This is a genomic window from Oceaniglobus indicus (assembly GCF_002751875.1).
Classification (GTDB): Bacteria; Pseudomonadota; Alphaproteobacteria; order Rhodobacterales; family Rhodobacteraceae; genus Oceaniglobus; species Oceaniglobus indicus.
The window spans coordinates 345,192-369,647 of sequence record NZ_NMZM01000003.1 but is presented as its reverse complement, the minus strand read 5'-3'; the positions used below and the strand labels follow the sequence as shown (position 1 = coordinate 369,647).

Genomic DNA, 24,456 nt, shown 5'->3' with positions numbered 1-24,456 from the left:
TTGGGTGAGTCATGGCTTATGAAAATATGCCAAGGCCGGAGGTGGATTATGCGCCATGCCGGTATGGAAATTCGCGTTTGTCGTTCCGGGGGCCGCGTCAGCGGCTGGATGGCAGGTATATCGCCGTTCTCGGCGGCTCGGAAACCTTCGGAAGATACCTGCGCGATCCCTATCCATCGCTGCTTCAGGCAAAAACCGGGGTCCGCTGTGTCAACTTCGGCTGTGTGAACGCCGGGGTCGATGCCTTCCTGCACGACGAGACGGTGATCGGGGCCTGTCGCAGGGCCGATGCCGTGGTGCTGCAGGTTTGCGGCGCGCGGAATCTGTCGAACCGGTTTTACGGCGTGCATCCGCGGCGCAACGATCGTCTGGTCCGCGCCTCGGCCATGCTGCGGGCGGTGTTCCCCGAGGTGGACTTTACCGAGTTCCACTTCACCGGCCACCTGTTGCGCACGTTGGAAGAGACGTCGCCAACCCGGTTCCGGCTGGTGCGCGATGATCTGCGCCGCACCTGGATCGCGCGAATGAACCTGCTGATGGCACAAATCGGCCGCCCCGTCACAGTGCTGTGGATCGGTCGGCGGGCGCCCGAAGATCCCTGTGACAGCCTGAATGACGGCGAACCTGCCTTCATCGACCGCCGCGCCCTGAACGCGCTGTATGGCCGCATCGACGGTGAAAGCGTGTTCGTGACAGGCCCCGACAGCGGCATCGGTTCGCCCGATGGCAAGACGTTTACGGCCAGCGAAAGGTCGGCGGCGCTGGCGATGCCGGGGCCATCCCTGCACCACCAGATCGCCGACCAACTGGCCAGAACATTGGCGCCACTGCTGCGGGACCAAACGCCGACCCGATACGCCATCTAAGGTGTATCGGACCGGTCCCGGCAACGATCATTCGCCGGTGAAGACACCGCAGGCGATACGGCTTCCGGCGTCACCCGATGGTTGCGAGGCATAGTCGTCAGCCCCCGAGTGGACGATGAAGGCCGCGCCGTCATCGTCCATGACCATATCGGCAATCGACAGGGTGGGATTGAAGTATTCGACGTTCAGCGTGCCGTCGGCGCCGACCGTGGCATTGGGCAGGTCACCCGGATGCGGGCCCGAGGCGGTCATCACGCCATGGTCGACATCACCAGCGATGTGCCCGCCGGCGGATTTGAAATCATCGGCGCTGCAATCCCCGGTTTCGTGCAGATGAATGCCGTGCACGCCTTCGGGCACGCCCGTCAGATCGACGGACACCAGAACCTGCCCCGATGCGGTATCGGCAAGCGTGACCGTTCCGGCAATGCCATCGGGTCCGGACACCTCGGCGGTGGCGGCTGGCGTCATGTCTGTTTGGGCAAAGGCGGGCGCGGCACAAAGTGCGGCGACGGCAAGGATAGGTCTGAGCATGGGATCCTCCTGGAAACGTGTCACCCGTTCAACGTGTCGCCGGCCGGGGTGTTCCGGAAGTGTCGCAAATTCAGACGGGCCCGCCACAGCCGGCGGGCCCGTCCCAAGCAGTATCACAAGCGCTCAGAGCTTGCTTTCAAGCTCCGGCACGGCGTCGAACAGATCCGCCACAAGGCCATAGTCGGCGACCTGGAAAATCGGCGCTTCCTCATCCTTGTTGATGGCGACGATGACCTTGCTGTCCTTCATGCCGGCCAGATGCTGGATCGCCCCCGAGATGCCGATGGCGATATACAGGTCCGGCGCCACGACCTTGCCGGTCTGTCCGACCTGCCAATCGTTCGGCGCGAACCCCGAATCGACGGCGGCACGGGACGCGCCGATGGCGGCACCCAGCTTGTCGGCCAGCTTTTCGACGATGGCAAAGTTCTCTTCGCTGCCGACACCGCGGCCGCCGGACACGACGATTCCGGCGCTGGTCAGGTCGGGCCGGTCGGATTCGGCCACCTTGTCCTCGACCCATTCGGACAGGCCGGGGTTGTCGGCGGGCGTCACGTTCTCGACCGGGGCATCGCCACCGGTTCCCGCCAGTTCAAAGGCGGATGTGCGGATCGACACCACCTTGATCTTGTCCGAGGATTTGACCGTCTGCACCGCGTTCCCGGCATAGATCGGGCGCTCGAATGTATCCGCATCCACGATGGCCGAAACGTCCGTCAGAACCATGACATCCAGCAGGGCGGCGACCCGGGGAAGAATATTTTTGGCGTCGGTGGTCGCGGGCGCCGCGATATGAGAATAATCGCCGGCCAGCGACACCATCAGCGCGGCCACCGGTTCGGCCAGACGGTGGTCATAAAGCGGATCCTCGGCGCACAGCACGCGGCTCACGCCGTCGATGGTCGCCGCTTCCTTTGCGGCCTCGGCGCAGGTCGCGCCACAGCACAGCACCGTGATCTCGCCCAGTGGCGCACATGCGGTCACGGCCTTGGCGGTCGCGTCCATGTTCAGCGTGCCGTCGGTCACTTCGCCCAGAAGAAGAACAGCCATCAGATCACCCCCGCTTCGTCTTTCAGTTTGGAAATCAACTCGTCCACGGATCCGACCATGATCCCGGCCTTGCGCTCGGCCGGTTCGCTGGTCTTCACGACGCTCAGGCGCGGCGTGATGTCGACGCCGAAGTCATCGGGCGTCTTCTCGTCCAGCGGTTTCTTCTTGGCCTTCATGATGTTGGGCAGCGAGGCATAGCGTGGTTCGTTCAGGCGCAGGTCGACCGATACGATGGCCGGCATCTTCACGCGGATGGTTTGCAACCCGCCATCAACCTCGCGGGTGACATTGGCATGATCGCCGTCGATCTCGACCTTGCTGGCAAAGGTTGCCTGCGACCAGCCCAACAGCGCGGCCAGCATCTGACCCGTCGCGTTCATGTCGTTGTCGATGGCCTGCTTGCCACACAGCACCATGCCGACGCCTTCCGCCTCGGCCACCGCCTTCAGGATCTTGGCAACGGCCAGCGGCTCGATATCGCTGTGGACGTCGTCGGTGGCCACCACCAGGATCGCGCGGTCGGCGCCCATGGCCATGGCCGTGCGCAGCGTTTCCTGGCTCTGCTTGACGCCGATGGACACCGCGATCACCTCTTCCACGGCGCCCGCCTCTTTCAGCCGAACCGCTTCTTCGACGGCAATCTCGTCGAAGGGGTTCATCGACATCTTCACGTTGGCCAGATCGACACCGCTGCCGTCCGCCTTCACACGGACTTTCACGTTGTAGTCGATCACGCGTTTGACGGGCACCAGCACCTTCATGGCGTTTCTCCTCAGATTTCGCGCGTCCGCAGACGCCTTCCGTTCCCTGAATACCTAGCGCGCTCCGCGTCGTGGTGACAGCGCAAAATCACACCGCCGGACCCATCCGGCGCACCACCTTCGGCGCGGGCGCCGCGCCCTGCATTTCTTGCCGACGCAAATACTCCCGCCGGAGGCATCCGCACTCGCGTCGGGGCGCGCCCTAACGGTTCGCGCCCGGAACCCAGAGAACATCGGCCTTGCCATCGTCGTTGGAGATGCGCGAGGCGACGAAGAACCAGTCCGACAGCCGGTTGAGGTATTTGACCGCCGCCGGATTCACCGGTTCAACCGACGTCAGTTCGACCGACCGGCGTTCGGCTCGGCGTGTAACGGTGCGGCAAAGATGCAGGTGCGCGGCCAGCGCCGAACCGCCAGGCAGAACGAAGCTGCGCAGCGGTTGCAGGCTGGTATTCATGGCGTCGATTTCCGTCTCCAGCCGCTCGATTTGCGCGGGAATGACGCGCAGGGGGGGGTATTCGGCCGTGGCGTCGTCTTCCATCTGCGGGCGGCACAGGTCGGCCCCCAGGTCGAACAGGTCGTTCTGGATTCGCGCCAGGGCCGCATCGACGTCGCCGGTCGCATGCTGGCGGGCAAGGCCGACCGTGGCATTCACCTCGTCCACCGTGCCATAGGCCTCGACCCGGGCCGAATTCTTGGCGACGCGGGTGCCATTTCCCAAGGCGGTTTCGCCGCTATCGCCGGTTTTGGTATAGATCTTGTTCAGAACGACCATCGGTCAGCCTCCTGTGCCACGGAAAAAGACGAAAACAAGGATCAGAACGATGGCGGCCGCCTGGGCATAGATCCGCCAGCGCATCATCCGGTTCGAGTGCTTTCGGTTGAACTCGCCCCCTTTGCCGAACCCGGCGATGCCCACGGCAAGAATGACCAGCACCAGCAGCGCGGAAACCGCGGCGACGACGAAAAGCGGATCGTTGAACATGGTGCCTCACTCTCGGACTCGGGGTTCGTGTTTCACCTAGCGGGCGACGCCGGAAAAGCGAAGGGGCGCCGTCAATTCATCCGTGCGAAAGGATGCGGTCCATCAGCCTTGCGGGCAGGATCCGGCGGGCCAAGCCCATCGCGTGGGTGGGGCTCGTGACAAAATACCGCGCCTTCGGCGTCGGCGCCTCGAGGGCCGTGATCAGGCGGTCGGTCACGGCGGATGGCGGTTTCTGGAACCGGTCGGCGGCGGGCGCATCATACAAGCGCTTCAACAGGCGGGATTCGTATTGTGCGCGCCGTGGCGATTCGCGCCAGGCGATCCATCGCTCGAAGGGCGGGATGGAGTTCTTGCGGAACGGCGTGTCGATCGGCCCCGGTTCGATCAGCACGATGTGGATCGGCGTGTCGGCCATCTCGATGCGCAGGGTATCGGTCAGACCTTCCAGTGCGAATTTGCTGGCCACATAGGCGCCGCGCCAAGGCGCCGCGACCAACCCCAGGACCGACGAGCAGTTGACGATCCGGCCATGCCCCTGGGCGCGCATGACCGGCAGGGCCCGAACGGTCAGGTCGTGGACACCGAACAGGTTGGTTTCGAACAAGGCGCGCAATCCGTCGCGGGGCAGATCCTCGACCGCGCCGGGCAAGGCGTAGGCGCCGTTGTTGAACAGCGCGTCCAGCGTGCCGCCGGTGGCGTCCAGCACTTCGGCCAGGCCGCTGACGATGGTGTCGGCGTCGGCATAATCGATGCGCGGGCTGGCAAATCCTTCGGCGCGCAGGCTGTCGCAATCCGTCTTTGCCCGGCACGAGGCGAAGACGCGCCACCCGCGGGCCGCGAGGGTGCGCGCGGCATCACGGCCGATGCCGCTAGAACATCCGGTGATCAGGATCGAACGGGGGGCGCCATCTGGCCCGTGGGTTTGCGTCACCCGGCGTCGAGGGGGCTGAGGAACCGGCCGAAGATGAAGCCGCTCTGGCCGTCGTCCGCCGTGCGGATGCGATACCAGCCGTTGGCGGTTTCTTCCAGCATCTCGGCGCGCTGTCCTTCGCGCACGCTGCCCACCACCGAATCCGATGTCGAGGGGCCGGCGCGCAGGTTGACGCGGCTGCCGGTAACGATCCAGAGGTCGTTTTCAGGCGAGGTTGGCGCGGTGGTAGTCCGGGTCGTGCCACCCAGATTGACAGTACGCGGCGGTGCGGCGGCGGGGGCGTCGGGGCTGACGGTCGCGGCCAGGGCGATCTCGATGGCTTTCTGTTCACTGGCCAGCGGCAGATGTTCGCCGGGCTGTTCGGCGGCCGTGGCTTCGTCGATCAGGTTGCCGACGCGGGTCAGCAGACCGGAATCGTCGGAGTTCGTGCGCGTCACCTCGGGCGGGCCGCCGGGATCGCTGCCTTGGGGCAGGTCGGGATTCTGCCCGAAGGCATACATCGTCACCGCGAGTCCCGCGATCAGCAAAAGCGTCAAACGTATCATCCTGCCTGTCCCCGTTGTTTTGCTCTACAATATCACAAATCGAACAACGGTTCCCGATAAAATGTCGTCAAGAGGGCACGGGGTTGCTTTACCCGCAGGGGCCATGCCGCTATCCCCGCACCCATGGACGACATTTCTGACATGCCCGACGCCGCGCCCGACGGCCTGACCGAATCGCTGCGCGATGCGATTGGCGCGCGCTATCTGACCTATGCGCTGTCGACGATCATGCACCGCGCCTTGCCCGATGCGCGCGACGGGCTGAAGCCGGTGCATCGCCGCATCCTCTATGCGATGTCGCGCTTGCGGCTGTCGTCCACCGGCGGCTTTCTGAAATCGGCCAAGATCAGCGGCGACACCATGGGCGATTTCCACCCTCATGGCGACGCCGCGATCTATGATGCCATGGCGCGCCTGGCCCAGGATTTTGCCGTCCGCTATCCGCTGGTCGACGGTCAGGGCAACTTCGGCAATATCGACGGCGACAATCCCGCCGCGTCGCGATACACCGAAGCGCGGATGACCGCGGCGGCCGAGGCCTTGCTGGAGGGGATGGCCGAGAACGCCGTCGATTTCCGCGACAATTACGACGGGCGGTTGCAGGAACCCGTCGTCCTGCCGGCGGCATTTCCGAACCTTTTGGCCAACGGGTCCAGCGGCATTGCCGTGGGCATGGCGACGAACATCCCGCCGCACAACATCCACGAGTTGATCGGCGCCTGTCTGCATCTGATCGAAACGCCCGATGCGCGCGACGACACCCTGCTGAAATACGTGCCCGGCCCCGATTTCCCCACCGGCGGTGTTATCGTCGAGCCGCCCGAGAACATCGCCGAGGCCTATCGCACCGGGCGCGGCGCCTTCCGCCTGCGCTGCAAGTGGGAGATCGAGGAGCTGGGCCGCGGTCAGTGGCAGATCGTGGTGACGGAAATTCCCTATCAGGTGCCGAAATCGCGCCTGATCGAAAAGCTGGCCGAACTGATCCAGACAAAGAAGATCCCGATCTTCGGCGATGTGCGCGACGAATCCGCCGAGGATGTCCGCCTGATCATCGAGCCGAAAAGCCGCGCGGTGGATGCGGATGTGTTGATGAACGCGCTGTTCCGCAATTCGGATCTGGAAACCCGGTTCTCGCTGAACATGAACGTGCTGATCGACGGACGCACGCCCAAGGTCTGTTCGCTGAAGGAAGTGCTGCGCGCATTTCTGGATCACCGGCGCGACGTTCTGCTGCGCCGCTCGCGCTATCGGCTGGCCAGGATCGATCACCGGCTGGAAGTGCTGGAAGGCTTCATCATCGCCTTCCTCAACCTGGACCGCGTGATCGACATCATCCGCTATGACGACGACCCCAAGCGCGCCATGATGTGGGAAGACTGGAGCCGCGCGCATCAGGATCTGACGCCGCGTGCGATGACCGAGGCCGATTACGTCTCGCCCCTGCGCGGTGTCGATATCGACGCCCAGGGCACCGTGGCCGACACCGACGCCACGGACGAGGCAATCGCCGCGCTCGACGGCGAGGCGGGCGATGATCGCAAGGTGCCGCACCGCTATCCCGGCCGCGATCTGAGCGACGTTCAGGTCGAGGCGATCCTGAACATGCGCCTGCGCTCGCTGCGTCGCCTGGAAGAGTTGGAGCTGATCCGCGAACGCGACGCCTTGCAGAAAGAGCGGGCCGACATCGAGGATCTGCTGGCCGACGAGGGCCTGCAATGGAAGCGCATCGCCGAACAGTTGCGCGACACCCGCAAGCAATTCGGCAAGACCGGACCGCGCGGTGGCCGTCTGACCCGGTTCGCCGATGCCGGCGTGGTCGAGGATGTGCCGCTGGAAGCGATGATCGAACGCGAGCCGATCACCGTCGTTTGTTCCCAGATGGGTTGGATCCGGGCGCTGTCGGGCCATATCGCGCTGGACAAGGAATTGAAGTTCAAGGACGGCGATGGCCCGCGCTTCGTGTTCCACGCCGAAACCACCGACAAGATCCTGCTGTTCGGCAGCACGGGCCGGGTGTTCACCATCGCGGCCAGCATGCTGCCCGGCGGGCGCGGCATGGGCGAACCCGTGCGCCTGATGGTGGACCTGCCGAACGAGGCCGAGATTGTCGCGCTGTTCATCCACCGCCCCGGCGCCCGCCTTCTGGTGGCATCGTCCGCCGGGGACGGGTTCGTCGTGGGCGAAGACGACGTGATCGCCCAGACCAGGGCGGGCAAGCAGGTGCTGAACGTGCGCGACGGCGTGCGCGCGGCGATCTGCAAGCGCATCGCGGGCGATCACATCGCCGTGGTGGGCGAGAACCGCAAGATGCTGGTGTTTCCCGTGGCCGACCTGCCGGAAATGGCGCGCGGCAAGGGCGTTCGGATGCAGAGCTACAAGGATGGCGGGCTGTCCGACGCGACGACCTTCGCCCTCGGGGCCGGTCTGACGTGGAAGGATCCCGCCGGCCGCACCCGCACCGAAACGGAACTGTCCGAATGGACCGCCAAGCGTGCGACGTCCGGGCGAATGGCGCCACGCGGCTTCCCCCGCGACAATACCTTCACCTGACCGATGCCGGGCCGTGGGGCCGTGACGATTGCACTGGCCCACGCCCTGCGTTACCACCATCGCTGACGCTGACCGAGGATGCCATTCGATGCCGAACCTTGTCTCCCGCCTGTTTTTCGTCATCGCCCTGTTGGGTCTGGCGGCCTGTTCGAACGTCGATCCCTCTGGGCCGCTGGTGCCGCTGGGCGATTTCCGTCTCGGCTATAACCACGTCATCGCACCCGACGCCCAGGAGGGGCCGTTTTCACGCAACGCCACGGAAGATGAACTGAGCACCGCGCTGGCCGACGCCATCGAGGAACGCTTCGCGCGCTATGACGGCGACGGCTTGTATCATTTCGGCATTTCGATCGGCGGCTTCGTTTTGGCGCAACCCGGCTTGCCGGTGGTCTATACGCCGAAATCGGTGATGATCTTCGACGTGACGGTCTATGACAATGCCACGCAGAAGAAGCTGAACGAGAAACCCTATCGCATCACGGCGTTCGAGGGCTTGCAGAACACCGCGCCACTGATCGGATCGGGCCTGGCGCGCGGCAAGGAAGAACAGCTGCAAAACCTCGCGCGTGAAGGCGCGCGCCAGATCCAGGACTATCTGAAAAAGAACGCCGAGTGGTTCGCGCCCGACCCCGAAACCCCGCGCACGCCGTTCGATCGCACGGCCCAAAAGGCGAAACTGGCCAAGTCGCAGGCCGCCCGCCGTGCCGCACTGGCAGCGGGCGCAGCGGCGGCCAACTGACGCTTGATTTCGATCCCATCGGCGGATAAAGAGCGCGCGATGTTGCAACCGGGCCCGTTTCGGCCCCCCTGACCGACAAGGCGAGGCCACCATGGCAAAGGCAAAATTCGAACGTAACAAGCCGCACGTTAACATCGGCACGATCGGCCACGTTGACCACGGCAAGACGACGCTGACGGCTGCGATCACGAAGTATTTCGGCGATTTCCAGGCCTATGACCAGATCGACGGCGCGCCGGAAGAGAAGGCGCGCGGGATCACGATCTCGACCGCGCACGTGGAATACGAGACCGACAACCGCCACTATGCGCACGTCGACTGCCCCGGCCACGCCGACTATGTGAAGAACATGATCACCGGTGCGGCGCAGATGGACGGCGCGATCCTGGTTGTGAACGCCGCCGACGGCCCGATGCCGCAAACGCGCGAGCACATCCTGCTGGGCCGCCAGGTCGGCATCCCGTCGATGGTCGTGTTCATGAACAAGGTGGACCAGGTCGACGACGCGGAACTGCTGGAACTGGTCGAGATGGAGATCCGCGAGCTGCTGTCGTCCTATGACTATCCGGGCGACGACATTCCGGTCATCCCCGGTTCGGCCCTGGCCGCGATGGAAGGCCGCGATCCCGAGATCGGCGAAGAGGCGATCCGCAAGCTGATGGCGGCCGTCGACGAATACATCCCGACCCCCGAGCGGGCCGTGGACCAGCCGTTCCTGATGCCGGTCGAGGACGTGTTCTCGATTTCGGGTCGCGGCACGGTGGTGACCGGCCGGGTCGAGCGTGGCGTGATCAACGTCGGCGACGAGATCGAGATCGTCGGCATCCGCGACACCCGCAAGACGACCTGCACGGGCGTCGAGATGTTCCGCAAGCTGCTGGACCGCGGTGAAGCGGGCGACAACATCGGCGCGCTGCTGCGCGGTGTCGACCGTGACGGCGTCGAGCGTGGCCAGGTGCTGTGCAAGCCCGGTTCGGTCAAGCCGCACACCAAGTTCGAGGCCGAGGCGTATATCCTGACCAAGGAAGAGGGTGGCCGTCACACGCCGTTCTTCGCCAACTACCGTCCGCAGTTCTACTTCCGCACGACGGACGTGACCGGCACGGTGATGCTGGCCGAGGGCACCGAGATGGTGATGCCGGGCGACAACGTGTCCTTCGGCGTCGAGCTGATCGCCCCGATCGCCATGGAGCAGGGCCTGCGCTTCGCCATCCGTGAAGGCGGCCGCACCGTCGGCGCCGGCGTCGTCTCCAAGATCACCGATTGATCTGACGGTGCGTCCCGGCAATCAGGTGCCGGGACGCACCCGGCAGGACCGCGCGACAGGCCCGATCCGGGCGCGCGGTCTTTGCACGATCAGTGCGATGGTATTTTCCGAGGGCGGCCCGAAGCGGCCGCCCTTTTTCGTCACCCCCGAGACCTGAGACATGTCCGATTTCATTCGTTTCGCCCATGCGCTGGGCCCCGAGCAGAACGGAACGCGGCTGGCCCAGCCGGCCGCGATCTCGGCAGCGCTGGCTGACAGCGAACCGGCGTGGCTGCATCTGGTGGCCGATCATCCGGGGGCCGCGCCCTGGATCGACACGAACCTGGATTATCTCGATCCGTCGATCCGCGCCGCGCTGACACAGCCCGAGACCCGGCCGCGGGCCACGCGGGTGGGTGACGGGCTGTTGGTGGTTCTGCGCGGCATCAACACCGATCCCGGAGCCGACCCCGAGGACATGATCGCGATCCGCATCTGGCTGGATGCGTCGCGAATCGTCTCGTTGTCGCGGCGATCTTTGGCGTCGGTGATGAATGTTTCCGAGAAATTGTCCGACGGGCAGGGGCCGCAGACCTCCGGTCAATTCCTGACGGAACTGATCGAGGAACTGACCGTGCGGATCGAAGGCCAGATCGACGATCTTGACCGGCGGGCGGACAGGCTGGAAGTCTCGGTCGTGGCGGGACCGCAGGAGGGGCAGGGCGAGGCGCTGTCGGACATGCGTCTGGAGATGATCGATCTGCGTCAGTTTCTCGGGCCGCAGCGGGATGCGATCCGCGACATCGTCGCGTCGCCGGCGCCCTGGCTCGACGATGGCGATCTCGCCCGGCTGCGCGAACAGTTGCACCGCATGCTTCGGGTGGTCGAACTGCTGGAAGCTACGCGGGACCGGCTTCAGGCCATTCGAGATGAATTGAACCGGGCGATGGACGAACGGCTTAACCGGAACCTTTATGTCCTGTCGGTGATCTCGGTCGTGTTTCTGCCGCTGGGGTTCCTGACGGGATTGATGGGAATAAACCTTGCAGGAATGCCGGGCGCCAGTTGGCCCCCGGCGTTCTGGATGTTTTCGGCGGGGCTGATCGTGGTCTCCGTCCTCATCGTGTTCGCGTTGTGGTGGTTCCGGCTGGTCAAGCCACGCGATCCACGGTGAGGGGCAGGGATGGGGAGCTTATGCACCCGATCCCCCTAACACGTCAGGCCGCGGATTCATTGACGCCGCCCTTGGTCGCGATTTGCGTCATGTGGCGGTCGCCGTCATAGGTCTTGTCCAGACACTGCTGAAGCACGGCAGCATCACCATCCAGGCCCAGGCGGTTGGCGAAGGCCACCAGGCAGCCGTAGCCGGCCAGCCCGTAGTGCACCATCCGCTGATACTGGGTGATGATCATCGCGTCGCGTGTATCGTCGTCGCCGAACTCCTGATCCAGCGCATGGGCGCGCGCTTCCTTGACCAGCCCTTCCATACCCTTGCAGTGCTCGCCGTTGGGATCGACACCGTGATCGTTGCAGATGCGGGTGATGGCATCCATCCCGTCGCTGATGCCGGTGGTGCCCGCGATCAGGGCCTCGCTCAGCTCCTTGTCGGTGGCGGCGCGCCCCAGCTTTGTCGTCGCTTCCATGGATTGCTTGTTGGCGCTGTAGAGGTCCTGGAGCTGGTCCAGGTAGACGTCCTTGAGGTTGTTCATCGGCATGGTGTGCCTCCGGTTGATTGCTTTGATGCTTGGCGGGTCAACACGACAGCCACGGGCCAAGTTCCGAAGGGAGTTTCGGCGCCGATCTGTCCAAGGGCCCTTGATTTCCGCGCGCAACCGATTTAGGCACATCCCGGTCTAGGGGTTTAGCTCAGTTGGTAGAGCATCGGTCTCCAAAACCGAGGGTCATGGGTTCGAGTCCCTTAGCCCCTGCCAGACCATCCATCACAGTTCGCCGTCATGGTGACTGGAACGTCCGTGTCGCACTTGTTTGCGACGCCGGAGTTGTTTACATGCGGCAGGGCGGGCATCTGCGCGCCCGATCAGCAGCGAGAAAGTTCAGACATGGCCACCAGAACGAATCCCGTTCAGTTTCTTCAGCAGGTGCGCGCCGAAGTGGCCAAGGTCGTCTGGCCGACCCGCCGCGAAGTGCTGTTGACCACGGTGATGGTGTTCATCATGGCGACCATCACGGCGATTTTTTTCTTCGGCGTCGATCTGGTGATCCGCACGGGGTTGAAGGCGGTTCTGGGCATGTTCGGCTGAAATCCATGATCGGCCCTTGAATTCGGGCCTGTGCGGCGTTATCCGAAGCGGCGTTTCCCGAAGCAGGCGTGCCACGATTCGTGCGGCACGCCGATTTGTGTTGGGGCAGGGCGGTGTGATTGCCCGGAATTTAAGACATATCCGGCATGGTGCCGGACAAGGCAAAGGCGACTGGAACAATGGCGAAGCGGTGGTACTCGGTTAGTGTTCTCTCGAATTTCGAGAAGAAGATCGCCGAACAGATTCGCACCGAGGTCGCCGAGAAGGGCCTCGAGGACGAAATCGACGAGGTTCTGGTGCCGACCGAAGAGGTGATCGAGATCCGCCGCGGCAAGAAGGTGCCGACCGAGCGTCGCTTCATGCCCGGTTATGTTCTGGTGCGCATGGAGATGAGCGATCGGGGCTATCACCTGATTTCATCGATCAACCGCGTGACCGGCTTTCTCGGACCGCAGGGGCGGCCGATGCCGATGCGCGATGCCGAGGTGAACCAGATCCTGAACCGCGTCGAGGAAAACGAGAACGCGCCGCGCACCCTGATCGCCTTTGACATCGGCGAAAAGGTGTCGGTGAACGACGGACCCTTCGAAGGCTTCGAGGGCATGGTCGACAGCGTGGACGACGAGAATCAGCGCCTGAAGGTCACGGTGTCGATTTTCGGTCGGGCGACCCCGATCGAGTTGGAATTCACCCAGGTGACCAAGTCATCCTGATGTGCGCCGCCCGGTTCGGGGCGGCGATCGAGGTGGGAGGTGCGGCCGCGGCCGGACCGAACCACCGCAACCCATGATCCTGTCCCGGATCAGTTGTAGGGCAGACCCGGTTCTGCCGCGATAAAGGAGAGGCCAGATGGCCAAGAAGAAGATCGGCAGCCTGAAGCTGCAAGTGAAGGCGGGGCAAGCCAACCCGTCGCCGCCCGTCGGCCCGGCATTGGGTCAGCGCGGCATCAACATCATGGAATTCTGCAAGGCGTTCAACGCCAAGACGCAGGAGCTTGAGCCGGGCGCACCTTGCCCGACGGTCATCACCTATTACCAGGACAAGTCCTTCACGATGGACATCAAGACGCCGCCGGCGTCCTATTTCCTGAAGAAGGCGGCGAAGCTGAAGTCGGGCGGCAAGCTGCCCAGCCGTGAAACCGTCGGCACGATCACCGTCAAGCAGGTGCGCGAAATCGCCGAAGCCAAGATGAAGGATCTGAGCGCGACCGACGTCGAAAGCGCGATGAAGATCATCGTCGGGTCCGCAAAATCCATGGGCATCGAGGTAAAGTAATGGCAAAGCTTGGAAAAAGAATCCGCGCCGCCCGTGAAGCTGTCGCCGACAAGCGCAACCTCAGTGTCGAGGACGCCGTCAAGCTGGTGAAGTCGAACGCCACCGCGAAATTCGACGAGACGATCGAGATTTCGATGAACCTCGGCGTTGATCCGCGGCACGCAGACCAGATGGTGCGTGGCACGGTGACCTTGCCCAACGGCACGGGCAAAAGCGTCCGCGTGGCGGTGTTCGCCCGCGGCGCCAAGGCGGATGAAGCGACCGCAGCCGGCGCCGACATCGTCGGGGCCGAGGATCTCATGGAACAGATCCAGGGCGGCAAGATCGACTTCGACCGTTGCATCGCCACGCCCGACATGATGCCGATCGTCGGCCGTCTGGGCAAGATCCTGGGCCCGCGCAACCTGATGCCGAACCCCAAGATCGGCACCGTGACCATGGACGTCAAGGAAGCCGTCGAGGCGGCCAAGGGCGGTCAGGTCCAGTTCAAGGCCGAGAAGGCCGGCGTGATCCATGCCGGCATCGGCAAGGCATCGTTCGACGAAGCCAAGCTGGCCGAAAACGTCCGCGCCTTCGTGGATGCCGTCGGCAAGGCCCGTCCCACGGGTGCCAAGGGCACCTACATGAAGGGTGTCCACCTGACGTCCTCCATGGGTCCGGGCGTGACCGTCGACGTCGCGAACGCGACCGGCAACTGATGAGATTTGGCGGGCTTCGGCCCGCCAATGGCAGGGCCGTCCGGCCCTGTTCTGTCCGAGACGGAGGGTAGGGGGCAACCCCGCTAAATCCTTCCCGAGATGGGAAGCGAGACGAACTTTCAGGGGGTTTCGACCCTCGGGCGGTTTTGGCCTCGGGACCCGTGATCCGGACCCGATCCTTCGCGCAAGCGGGGGTTAATGAGAGCCGGAGGGGGTGACCCTTCCAAACTTGGAGTGAAACTGTGGATAGAGCCCAGAAAGAGAAAGTGGTCGAGGAACTCGGCCAGATCTTCGAAAGCTCTGGCGTCGTCGTGGTAGCCCACTACGCGGGAATGACAGTTGCCGAGATGCAGGATCTGCGGGCGCAAATGCGCCAGGCAGGCGGATCCGTACGCGTTGCCAAGAACAAGCTCGCCAAGATCGCCCTTGACGGGAAAGCGGTGTCTTCCATCGCCGACCTGCTCACGGGCATGACCGTTCTGTCCTATTCGGAAGATCCGGTGGCTGCCGCCAAGGTGGCCCAGGATTACGCCAAGGGGAATCCCAAGTTTGAGATTCTCGGTGGTGCGATGGGCGAAACGGCACTTGATCCTGCCGGTGTCAAAGCCGTCGCCGCAATGCCGTCGCGTGAGGAGCTTATCGCTTCGATCGTCGGTTGCATCGCTGCGCCTGCCAGCAACATCGCCGGGGCCATTGGCGCGCCTGCAAGCAACATCGCGAGCATCCTCTCGACCATCGAGGAGCGTGGCGAAGCCGCGTAACGCAATTGTCCGAACCGTGTGGGTTGTCAAATCGCACGTTGGAACACATCTGAAAGAACGGAAAGCAAAATGGCTGATCTGAAAAAACTGGCTGAAGAGATCGTGGGTCTGACCCTTCTCGAGGCACAAGAACTGAAAACCATCCTCAAGGACGAGTATGGCATCGAGCCCGCCGCTGGCGGCGCCGTGATGATGGCCGGACCGGCCGACGGTGGTGGCGGTGCGGCTGCTGAAGAGCAGACCGAATTCGACGTGATCCTGAAGAGCGCCGGCGCTCAGAAGATCAACGTGATCAAGGAAGTGCGCGGCATCACCGGTCTTGGCCTGAAAGAAGCCAAGGACCTGGTCGAGGCCGGCGGCAAGGCCGTCAAGGAGCAGGTTTCGAAAGCCGAAGCCGAAGAGATCAAGGGCAAGCTGGAAGCAGCCGGCGCCGAGGTCGAACTGAAGTGATCGTGTCCGCGCCTGCGGGTGCGGCACCGTAAGAAACGGCTGGCTCCGGACATGATCCGGGGCCAGCCGCCCGCGTCTCGGGAAGGGCTGATGCGATCAGCCTTTCCCAAGCCGCGGTTCAGGATCGGGAGGTCACCTGTGGGAAGGTGACCAGGTATTGATCTGAACCCGCTGTTTCGTGAGGGTGTATCGCCGCCGCCCACCGGCGCTGCGCCTGCGAAAAGAAAGGTGCCTACCACATGGCTACGACGTTCCTCGGCCAGAAACGCCTCCGTAAATATTATGGCAAAATCCGCGAAGTGCTGGAAATGCCGAACCTCATCGAGGTTCAGAAATCGTCCTATGACCTGTTCCTGCGCTCGGGCGATCAGGACCAGCCGATGGACGGCGAAGGCATCAAGGGTGTCTTCCAATCCGTCTTTCCGATCAAGGACTTCAACGAGACGGCCGTTCTGGAGTTCGTCAAGTACGAGCTGGAAAAGCCCAAGTATGACGTCGAGGAGTGTCAGCAGCGTGACATGACCTATGCCGCGCCGCTGAAAGTGACGCTGCGTCTGATCGTGTTCGATGTGGACGAGGACACCGGCGCCAAGTCGGTCAAGGACATCAAGGAACAGGACGTCTTCATGGGCGACATGCCCCTGATGACCCAGAACGGCACCTTCGTCGTGAACGGCACCGAACGCGTGATCGTGTCGCAGATGCACCGTTCGCCCGGTGTGTTCTTCGATCACGACAAGGGCAAGACGCACAGCTCGGGCAAGTTGCTGTTCGCCTGCCGCATCATCCCCTATCGCGGATCGTGGCTGGATTTCGAGTTCGACGCCAAGGATATCGTGTTCTGCCGGATCGACCGTCGCCGCAAGCTGCCGGTGACGACCCTGCTCTATGCCCTCGGGCTGGACCAGGAAGCGATCATGGATGCGTATTACGATACCGTGACCTTCACGCTGAAGCAGAACCGCGGCTGGGTGACCAAGTTCTTCCCCGAACGCGTGCGCGGCACCCGTCCGGGGCACGACCTTGTGGATGCCGACAGCGGCGAAGTGATCGCCGAGGCGGGCAAGAAGGTCACGCCGCGGGCAGTCAAGAAGCTGATCGACGACAATCAGGTCAAGAACCTGATGATCCCGTTCGACCAGATCGTCGGCCGGTTCGTGGCCAAGGACATCATCAACGAGGAAACCGGCGCGATCTATGTCGAGGCCGGCGATGAACTGACCTGGGAAGTCGACAAGAACGGCGACGTCACGGGCGGGACGCTGAAGGAATTGCTTGACGCCGGGATCACCGAGATCCCCTGCCTTGACATCGACAACGTCAACCACGGCCCCTACATGCGCAACACGATGGCGGCGGACAAGAACATGGGCCGCGATACCGCGCTCATGGATATCTACCGCGTGATGCGCCCGGGCGAGCCGCCCACCGTGGAAGCCGCGTCGAACCTGTTCGACACCCTGTTCTTCGACCCCGAGCGGTACGACCTGTCGGCCGTCGGCCGGGTCAAGATGAACATGCGTCTGGACCTGGATGCCGAAGACACCGTGCGCACGCTGCGCCGCGAAGACATCGTCGCCTGCATCAAGGCGCTGGTCGATCTGCGCGACGGACGTGGCGACATCGATGACATCGACCACCTGGGCAATCGCCGGGTGCGGTCGGTCGGTGAGCTGATGGAGAACCAGTATCGCGTCGGCCTTCTGCGGATGGAGCGTGCGATCAAGGAACGCATGTCGTCGGTCGAAATCGACACCGTGATGCCGCAGGACCTGATCAACGCGAAACCCGCTGCCGCCGCCGTGCGCGAATTCTTCGGCTCGTCGCAGCTGTCGCAGTTCATGGACCAGACGAACCCGCTGTCGGAAGTGACGCACAAGCGGCGCCTGTCGGCTCTCGGGCCGGGCGGTCTGACCCGCGAGCGCGCCGGTTTCGAAGTGCGCGACGTGCACCCGACCCACTATGGCCGGATGTGCCCGATCGAAACGCCGGAAGGCCCGAACATCGGTCTGATCAACTCGCTCGCGACCTTTGCGCGCGTGAACAAGTACGGATTCATCGAAACGCCCTATCGCGTGGTCAAGGACGGCCAGGTGACGGACGAAGTCCACTACATGTCCGCGACCGAGGAAATGCGTCACACCGTGGCGCAGGCGAACGCCAACCTCGACAGCGACATGAGGTTCGTGAACGAACTGGTTTCGACCCGGCAGTCCGGCGACTACATGCTGGCGCCGTCGGATTCGGTCGATCTGATCGACGTGTCGCCGAAACAGCTGGTTTCGGTCGCGGCATCGCTGATTCCGTTCCTTGAAAACGACGACGCCAACCGCGCCCTCATGGGGTCGAACATGCAACGTCAGGCGGTTCCGCTGTTGCAGGCCGAGGCACCCTTCGTGGGCACCGGCATCGAAGAGGTCGTGGCCCGGGATTCCGGCGCCGCGATCATGGCCAAGCGTGGCGGCATCATCGACCAGGTCGACGCCACCCGCATCGTCGTGCGCGCCACCGAAGATCTCGAGCTTGGCGATGCCGGGGTCGACATCTATGGCCTGCGCAAGTTCCAGCGTTCGAACCAGAACACCTGCATCAACCAGCGTCCGCTGGTGAAGGTGGGCGATACGGTTCAGAAGAACGAGGTGATCGCCGACGGTCCGTCCACCGACATGGGGGAACTGGCCCTTGGCAAGAACGTGGTCGTCGCGTTCATGCCGTGGAACGGTTACAACTACGAGGACTCGATCCTGATTTCCGAGCGGATCACCCGCGACGACGTGTTCACGTCGATCCACATCGACGAATTCGAAGTGGCGGCCCGCGACACGAAACTGGGACCGGAAGAGATCACGCGCGATATCCCGAACGTCGGCGAGGAAGCCCTGCGCAACCTCGACGAGGCCGGTATCGTCTATATCGGCGCCGAGGTCGGACCGGCGGACATTCTGGTGGGCAAGATCACGCCCAAGGGCGAAAGCCCGATGACACCGGAAGAAAAGCTGCTGCGCGCGATCTTCGGGGAAAAGGCAAGTGATGTGCGCGACACGTCCCTGCGTCTGCCCCCCGGCGATTTCGGCACGGTTGTCGAAGTGCGCGTGTTCAACCGTCACGGCGTCGAGAAGGACGAACGTGCGTTGCAGATCGAGCGGGAAGAGGTCGAACGCCTGGCCCGTGACCGGGACGACGAGCTGACGATCCTCGAGCGGAACATCTATGCCCGTCTGCGTGGCATGATCGAAGGCCGGGTCGCGGTGAAGGGTCCGAAGGGCGTCAAGTCCGGCGGCACCATCACGGCGGAACTGCTGGACAACCAGCTGAGCCGTGGCCAGTGGTGGCAGCTTGCCCTCGAGGAAGAGCAGGAAGCCGCCCAGGTCGAGGCGCTGCACACCCAGTTCGACATCCAGAAAAAGGCGCTGGACGCCCGGTTCGAGGACAAGGTCGAAAAAGTGCGCCGTGGCGATGACCTGCCGCCGGGTGTCATGAAGATGGTCAAGGTGTTCGTCGCGGTGAAGCGCAAGCTGCAGCCGGGCGACAAGATGGCCGGCCGTCACGGCAACAAGGGCGTGATTTCCAAGGTGGTCCCGATGGAGGACATGCCGTTCCTCGAAGACGGCACGCCGGTCGATTTCGTGCTGAACCCGCTGGGCGTTCCGTCGCGGATGAACGTCGGTCAGATCCTCGAAACCCACATGGGATGGGCCGCCCGCGGTCTTGCCCTGAAGGTGGACGAGGCACTGGAAGATTACCGCCGCAACGGCGACATGACCCCGGTGCGCGAAGCCATGCGGATCGCCTATGGCGACGACGTGCATGACGAAGTGCTGCACGACATGGACGAGGACCGGATGCTGGAAGCCGCAAGCGCGGTGCGCAAGGGTGTTCCGATCGCCACGCCGGTCTTTGACGGTGCAAAAGAGGCAGACGTGAACGACTCGCTCAAGCGTGCGGGATTCGACACGTCCGGCCAGTCGCGCCTGTTCGACGGCCGCACCGGCGAGGAGTTCAGCCGCAAGGTGACGGTGGGTGTCAAATACCTGCTGAAGCTGCACCACCTTGTCGACGACAAGATCCACGCGCGGTCGACCGGACCCTACAGCCTCGTTACCCAGCAACCGCTGGGCGGCAAGGCGCAGTTCGGCGGACAGCGTTTCGGCGAGATGGAGGTCTGGGCGCTGGAAGCCTATGGCGCCGCCTATACCTTGCAGGAAATGCTGACGGTCAAGTCGGACGATGTCGCGGGCCGCACCAAGGTCTACGAGAGCATCGTCAAGGGCGAGGACAACTTCGAGGCCGGCGTGCCGGAATCGTTCAACGTTCTGGTCAAGGAGGTCCGCGGTCTGGGTCTCAACATGGAACTCCTGGATGCGGAGGAGGACGAGGAATAGGGGCCTTGCCCCGACCCCTCACCTTCGCGCCCATTCCCTTTTCGTAAGGAAAAAAGATGAACCAGGAAATCACAACCAACCCGTTCAACCCGCTGGCGGCCCCCAAGACGTTCGACGAGATCAAGATCTCGCTCGCGTCGCCCGAGCGGATCCTGTCGTGGTCGTTCGGCGAGATCAAGAAGCCCGAAACCATCAACTACCGCACGTTCAAGCCCGAGCGTGACGGGTTGTTCTGCGCGCGCATCTTCGGTCCGATCAAGGACTACGAATGCCTGTGCGGCAAATACAAGCGGATGAAATATCGCGGCGTCGTCTGCGAGAAATGCGGCGTCGAGGTGACGTTGCAGAAGGTCCGTCGCGAGCGGATGGGTCACATCGAACTGGCGTCGCCCGTCGCGCACATCTGGTTTCTCAAGTCGCTGCCGTCGCGCATCGGCCTGATGCTGGACATGACCCTGCGCGATCTGGAACGCGTGCTGTATTTCGAGAACTACGTCGTGATCGAACCGGGGCTGACCGACCTGACCTATGGCCAGATGCTGACCGAAGAAGAGTTCATGGATGCGCAGGACGCGTATGGCATGGATGCTTTCACGGCCAACATCGGCGCCGAGGCGATCCGTGAAATGCTGTCGATGATCGACCTCGAAGCCGAGGCCGACCGTCTGCGCGAGGAGTTGAAGGAAGCCACCGGTGAACTGAAGCCCAAGAAGATCATCAAGCGTCTGAAGATCGTCGAGAGCTTCCTTGAATCCGGCAACCGCCCGGAATGGATGATCCTGACCGTCGTGCCGGTCATCCCGCCCGAGCTGCGCCCGCTGGTGCCGCTGGACGGTGGCCGGTTCGCCACGTCCGACCTGAACGATCTGTATCGCCGCGTCATCAACCGCAACAACCGTCTGAAGCGGCTGATCGAGCTGCGCGCGCCCGACATCATCGTGCGCAACGAAAAGCGCATGTTGCAGGAATCGGTCGATGCGCTGTTCGATAACGGCCGTCGCGGCCGGGTGATCACGGGGGCCAACAAGCGGCCGCTGAAATCGCTGTCGGACATGCTGAAGGGCAAGCAGGGCCGTTTCCGCCAGAACCTTCTGGGCAAGCGGGTCGACTTCTCGGGCCGTTCGGTCATCGTGACCGGACCGGAACTGAAACTGCACCAGTGCGGGCTGCCCAAGAAGATGGCGCTCGAGCTGTTCAAGCCGTTCATCTATTCGCGGCTTGAGGCGAAGGGGCTGAGCTCCACCGTCAAGCAGGCCAAGAAGCTGGTCGAAAAGGAACGTCCCGAAGTCTGGGATATCCTGGACGAAGTGATCCGCGAACACCCCGTCATGCTGAACCGTGCGCCGACCCTGCACCGTCTTGGCATCCAGGCGTTCGAGCCGATCCTGATCGAAGGCAAGGCGATCCAGCTTCACCCGCTGGTCTGTTCGGCCTTCAACGCCGACTTCGACGGCGACCAGATGGCCGTGCACGTTCCGCTGTCGCTGGAGGCGCAGCTTGAGGCGCGCGTCCTGATGATGTCGACCAACAACGTGCTGTCGCCGGCCAACGGCGCGCCGATCATCGTGCCGTCGCAGGACATGATCCTGGGTCTGTATTACATCACGATGCAGCGCGAGGGCATGAAGGGCGAGGGCATGATGTTCTCGGACGTGGACGAGGTGCAGCACGCCCTCGACGCGGGCGAGGTGCATCTGCACGCCAAGGTCACCGCGCGCATTCCGCAGATCGACGAGGAAGGCAACGAGGTGATGCGCCGCTTCGAAACCACGCCGGGACGGATCCGGCTGGGATCGCTGCTGCCGCTGAACGCCAAGGCGCCGTTCGACCTGGTGAACCGTCTGCTGCGCAAGAAGGAAGTGCAGCAGGTCATCGACACCGTCTATCGCTATTGCGGTCAGAAGGAATCGGTCATCTTCTGTGACCAGATCATGACCATGGGCTTCCGCGAAGCGTTCAAGGCGGGCATCTCGTTCGGCAAGGACGACATGGTCGTGCCGGATACCAAGTGGCCGCTGGTCGAAGAGACCCGCGACCAGGTCAAGGACTTCGAACAGCAGTACATGGACGGCCTGATCACCCAGGGCGAGAAGTACAACAAGGTCGTCGATGCCTGGTCGAAGTGTAACGACAAGGTCACCGCGGCGATGATGGAAACCATCTCGACCGCCGGTCGGGATGAAAACGGTGCCGAAAACGAGCCGAACTCGGTTTACATGATGGCCCACTCGGGCGCCCGTGGTTCGGTCACCCAGATGAAGCAGCTGGGCGGCATGCGCGGCCTGATGGCCAAGCCGTCGGGCGAGATCATCGAGACGCCGATCATCTCGAACTTCAAGGAAGGTCTGACCGTTCTTGAATACTTCAACTCGACCCACGGCGCCCGCAAGGGTCTGTCGGATACCGCGTTGAAGACCGCCAACTCGGGGTATCTGACACGACGTCTGGTCGACGTCGCGCAGGATTGCATCGTGCGCCTGCACGACTGCGGCACCGATCGCGCTGTGACCGCCTCGGCAGCCGTCAACGACGGTGAAATCGTGGCCTCTCTGGGCGAACGTGTCTTGGGTCGCGTCGCGGCCGAGGACTTCATCGATCCGGCCACGGACGAGGTGCTGGTCACGCGCAACGAACTGATCGACGAGCGCAAGGCCGACATGATCGAAGCGTCCACTCTCCAGACGGCGCGCGTGCGTTCGCCGCTGACCTGCGAGGCCGAGGAAGGCGTCTGCGCCATGTGCTATGGTCGTGACCTGGCGCGCGGCACGCTGGTCAACCAGGGCGAAGCGGTGGGCATCATCGCGGCACAGTCCATCGGCGAACCCGGCACCCAGCTGACGATGCGGACGTTCCACATCGGCGGCGTCGCACAGGGTGGCCAGGCCTCGTTCCAGGAGGCCGGACAGGAAGGCACGATCGAATTCCGCAACGCCAACCTTCTGGTGAACGATGCGGGCTTTCAGGTGGTCATGGGTCGGAACATGACGATGGTGATCGTCGACGAGCAGGACGTCGAACGGGCCAGCTTCAAGCTGGGCTATGGCACCACGGTCCTGGTCGACGAGGGGATGAAGGTCGAGCGTGGCGCACGCCTGTTCGAATGGGATCCCTATACCCTGCCGATCATCGCCGAAAAGTCCGGCACGGCGCGGTTCGTCGATCTGATCACCGGCCTTTCGGTGCGCGACGATACCGACGAAGCCACCGGCATGACCCAGAAGATCGTGACCGACTGGCGCTCGGCGCCCAAGGGCAACGAGTTGAAGCCCGAGATCCTGATCGCGGGCGAAGACGGCGAGCCGGTGCGCAACGATCAGGGCAATCCTGTCGTCTATACCATGTCGGTTGACGCGATCCTGTCCGTCGAAGACGGGGCCGAGATCAAAGCCGGTGACGTCGTGGCCCGTATCCCGCGTGAAGGCGCGCGGACCAAGGACATCACCGGTGGTCTGCCGCGGGTGGCCGAACTGTTCGAGGCGCGGCGTCCCAAGGACAATGCGATCATTGCGGAAAAGGACGGTTACGTCAAATTCGGCAAGGATTACAAGAACAAGCGTCGCATCGCCATCGTTCCCGCCGAGGGCGAGGGCGAGCCGGTCGAATACATGGTGCCGAAGGGCAAGCACATTCCGGTAGCGGAAGGTGACTTCGTCCAGAAGGGCGACTACATCATGGACGGCAACCCGGCACCGCATGACATTCTTGCGGTTCTGGGCGTCGAGGCGCTTGCCGACTACATGATCGACGAGGTGCAGGACGTCTATCGCCTGCAGGGCGTTAAGATCAACGACAAGCACATCGAGGTGATCGTGCGCCAGATGCTGCAGAAGTGGGAGATCCTGGATTCAGGGGAAACCACGCTGTTGAAGGGCGAACACGTCGACAAGGCGGAATTCGACGAGGCCAACGAAAAGGCCGCGTTGAAAGGTGGACGTCCGGCACAGGGTGAACCCATCCTGCTGGGGATCACCAAGGCGTCGCTGCAGACCCGCAGCTTCATCTCGGCGGCCTCGTTCCAGGAAACCACGCGGGTGCTGACCGAGGCTTCGGTTCAGGGCAAGCGTGACAAGCTGGTCGGCCTGAAAGAGAACGTCATCGTCGGGCGTCTGATCCCGGCAGGGACGGGTGGCGCCACCAAGCAGGTGCGCCGTATCGCGGCCGAACGTGACCTGAAGGTCCTGAAGGCCGCGCAGGCCGAAGCCGAAGCCGCCGCGGCCCTTGCCGCGCCGGCCGAGACGATGGATGCCGGGCCCGACGCCGATCTGGAAATGACGCCGGAAAGCCGCGAAGAATAAGCGCGCGGCCGCAGGAAAACCTTGGAAAACCCCGCTTCGGCGGGGTTTTTTATTGGCGCCCGGATCGGATTTCCGTAAGCGTATCGCCACCCCCACACTTTCGAGCTGACGCTTGATCTGCGATTCA

At 63.4% G+C, this 24,456-nt stretch carries 21 protein-coding genes and 1 tRNA gene; 14 read left to right on the top strand and 8 right to left on the bottom strand.

Translation table 11 applies throughout. The features are described from left to right. Positions 1 to 11: 11 nt before the first annotated feature. The gene (locus CFP68_RS06880) at positions 12 to 866 is read left to right on the top strand and encodes a DUF6473 family protein (protein ID WP_099826152.1); all 855 of its coding nucleotides are present in this window, start codon (positions 12 to 14) and stop codon (positions 864 to 866) included. Positions 867 to 893: 27 nt separating this feature from the next. Here the strand turns inward: CFP68_RS06880 and CFP68_RS06875 are convergent, their stop codons facing one another. The 7 genes from CFP68_RS06875 to CFP68_RS06845 all read right to left on the bottom strand — a co-directional run bounded on the left by CFP68_RS06875 (position 894) and on the right by CFP68_RS06845 (position 5,672). Next, positions 894 to 1,400: a superoxide dismutase family protein gene (locus tag CFP68_RS06875; RefSeq protein WP_099826151.1), complete on the bottom strand. Its 507-nt coding sequence runs from the start codon at positions 1,398 to 1,400 to the stop codon at positions 894 to 896. A gap of 123 nt (positions 1,401 to 1,523) precedes the next feature. Continuing rightward, entirely contained in the window at positions 1,524 to 2,450 is a 927-nt protein-coding gene (locus CFP68_RS06870) for an electron transfer flavoprotein subunit alpha/FixB family protein (protein WP_099826150.1), read from the bottom strand. Then, positions 2,450 to 3,211 carry an electron transfer flavoprotein subunit beta/FixA family protein gene (locus CFP68_RS06865; RefSeq protein ID WP_099826149.1) on the bottom strand — a complete coding sequence of 254 codons (762 nt, stop codon included), beginning with the start codon at positions 3,209 to 3,211 and terminating at the stop codon, positions 2,450 to 2,452. The genes CFP68_RS06870 and CFP68_RS06865 overlap by 1 nt, the downstream gene beginning before the upstream one ends. A gap of 202 nt (positions 3,212 to 3,413) precedes the next feature. Further along, entirely contained in the window at positions 3,414 to 3,986 is a 573-nt protein-coding gene (locus CFP68_RS06860; RefSeq protein WP_099826148.1) for a cob(I)yrinic acid a,c-diamide adenosyltransferase, read from the bottom strand. Positions 3,987 to 3,989: 3 nt separating this feature from the next. Next, on the bottom strand, positions 3,990 to 4,196 hold the full coding sequence (locus CFP68_RS06855) for a twin transmembrane helix small protein (protein ID WP_099826147.1): 207 nt from the start codon (positions 4,194 to 4,196) through the stop codon (positions 3,990 to 3,992). A gap of 76 nt (positions 4,197 to 4,272) precedes the next feature. Beyond that, positions 4,273 to 5,127 carry an SDR family NAD(P)-dependent oxidoreductase gene (locus CFP68_RS06850; RefSeq protein WP_099826146.1) on the bottom strand — a complete coding sequence of 285 codons (855 nt, stop codon included), beginning with the start codon at positions 5,125 to 5,127 and terminating at the stop codon, positions 4,273 to 4,275. Next, a complete protein-coding gene (locus tag CFP68_RS06845; RefSeq protein ID WP_099826145.1) occupies positions 5,124 to 5,672 on the bottom strand; it encodes an SH3 domain-containing protein in 549 nt (182 codons plus the stop codon). Before CFP68_RS06845 ends, CFP68_RS06850 begins: the two co-directional genes overlap by 4 nt. A gap of 123 nt (positions 5,673 to 5,795) precedes the next feature. On the opposite strand from CFP68_RS06845, the gene CFP68_RS06840 reads away from it, so the two are divergent. The 4 genes from CFP68_RS06840 to CFP68_RS06825 all read left to right on the top strand — a co-directional run bounded on the left by CFP68_RS06840 (position 5,796) and on the right by CFP68_RS06825 (position 11,381). After that, on the top strand, positions 5,796 to 8,222 hold the full coding sequence (locus CFP68_RS06840) for a DNA topoisomerase IV subunit A (protein WP_099826144.1): 2,427 nt from the start codon (positions 5,796 to 5,798) through the stop codon (positions 8,220 to 8,222). Positions 8,223 to 8,310: 88 nt separating this feature from the next. Continuing rightward, positions 8,311 to 8,961: a hypothetical protein gene (locus CFP68_RS06835; protein WP_099826142.1), complete on the top strand. Its 651-nt coding sequence runs from the start codon at positions 8,311 to 8,313 to the stop codon at positions 8,959 to 8,961. 91 nt (positions 8,962 to 9,052) lie between these two features. Then, positions 9,053 to 10,228: an elongation factor Tu gene (gene tuf / locus CFP68_RS06830; RefSeq protein ID WP_099826125.1), complete on the top strand. Its 1,176-nt coding sequence runs from the start codon at positions 9,053 to 9,055 to the stop codon at positions 10,226 to 10,228. A gap of 160 nt (positions 10,229 to 10,388) precedes the next feature. Then, complete coding sequence (locus CFP68_RS06825; RefSeq protein ID WP_099826141.1) at positions 10,389 to 11,381, top strand: zinc transporter ZntB; 993 nt, start codon at positions 10,389 to 10,391, stop codon at positions 11,379 to 11,381. Between the two features lie 43 nt (positions 11,382 to 11,424). Here CFP68_RS06825 and CFP68_RS06820 read toward each other — a convergent pair whose 3' ends face one another. Further along, positions 11,425 to 11,922, bottom strand: coding sequence for a ferritin-like domain-containing protein (locus tag CFP68_RS06820; protein ID WP_099826138.1), 498 nt, complete (start codon positions 11,920 to 11,922; stop codon positions 11,425 to 11,427). Positions 11,923 to 12,062: 140 nt separating this feature from the next. Here CFP68_RS06820 and CFP68_RS06815 point away from each other — a divergent pair. The 9 genes from CFP68_RS06815 (at position 12,063) to rpoC (ending at position 24,329) form a co-directional block, all read left to right on the top strand. Beyond that, positions 12,063 to 12,138, top strand: a tRNA-Trp gene (locus tag CFP68_RS06815). A gap of 129 nt (positions 12,139 to 12,267) precedes the next feature. Beyond that, positions 12,268 to 12,468 (top strand): preprotein translocase subunit SecE, encoded by a 201-nt coding sequence (gene secE, locus CFP68_RS06810; protein ID WP_099826137.1) that lies wholly within the window; start codon positions 12,268 to 12,270, stop codon positions 12,466 to 12,468. 179 nt (positions 12,469 to 12,647) lie between these two features. Further along, the gene (gene nusG, locus CFP68_RS06805; protein WP_099826226.1) at positions 12,648 to 13,181 is read left to right on the top strand and encodes a transcription termination/antitermination protein NusG; all 534 of its coding nucleotides are present in this window, start codon (positions 12,648 to 12,650) and stop codon (positions 13,179 to 13,181) included. 136 nt (positions 13,182 to 13,317) lie between these two features. Then, positions 13,318 to 13,743: a 50S ribosomal protein L11 gene (gene rplK, locus CFP68_RS06800; protein ID WP_099826136.1), complete on the top strand. Its 426-nt coding sequence runs from the start codon at positions 13,318 to 13,320 to the stop codon at positions 13,741 to 13,743. After that, entirely contained in the window at positions 13,743 to 14,441 is a 699-nt protein-coding gene (rplA, locus tag CFP68_RS06795) for a 50S ribosomal protein L1 (protein ID WP_099826135.1), read from the top strand. Before rplK ends, rplA begins: the two co-directional genes overlap by 1 nt. A gap of 242 nt (positions 14,442 to 14,683) precedes the next feature. After that, positions 14,684 to 15,202: a 50S ribosomal protein L10 gene (gene rplJ, locus CFP68_RS06790; RefSeq protein WP_099826134.1), complete on the top strand. Its 519-nt coding sequence runs from the start codon at positions 14,684 to 14,686 to the stop codon at positions 15,200 to 15,202. 69 nt (positions 15,203 to 15,271) lie between these two features. Further along, entirely contained in the window at positions 15,272 to 15,652 is a 381-nt protein-coding gene (rplL, locus tag CFP68_RS06785; protein WP_099826133.1) for a 50S ribosomal protein L7/L12, read from the top strand. 239 nt (positions 15,653 to 15,891) lie between these two features. Next, positions 15,892 to 20,034 carry a DNA-directed RNA polymerase subunit beta gene (rpoB, locus tag CFP68_RS06780; protein WP_099826132.1) on the top strand — a complete coding sequence of 1,381 codons (4,143 nt, stop codon included), beginning with the start codon at positions 15,892 to 15,894 and terminating at the stop codon, positions 20,032 to 20,034. Positions 20,035 to 20,090: 56 nt separating this feature from the next. Beyond that, positions 20,091 to 24,329, top strand: a complete 4,239-nt coding sequence (gene rpoC, locus CFP68_RS06775; RefSeq protein ID WP_099826131.1) for a DNA-directed RNA polymerase subunit beta' — start codon at positions 20,091 to 20,093, stop codon at positions 24,327 to 24,329. The last annotated feature ends 127 nt before the right edge of the window (positions 24,330 to 24,456 follow it).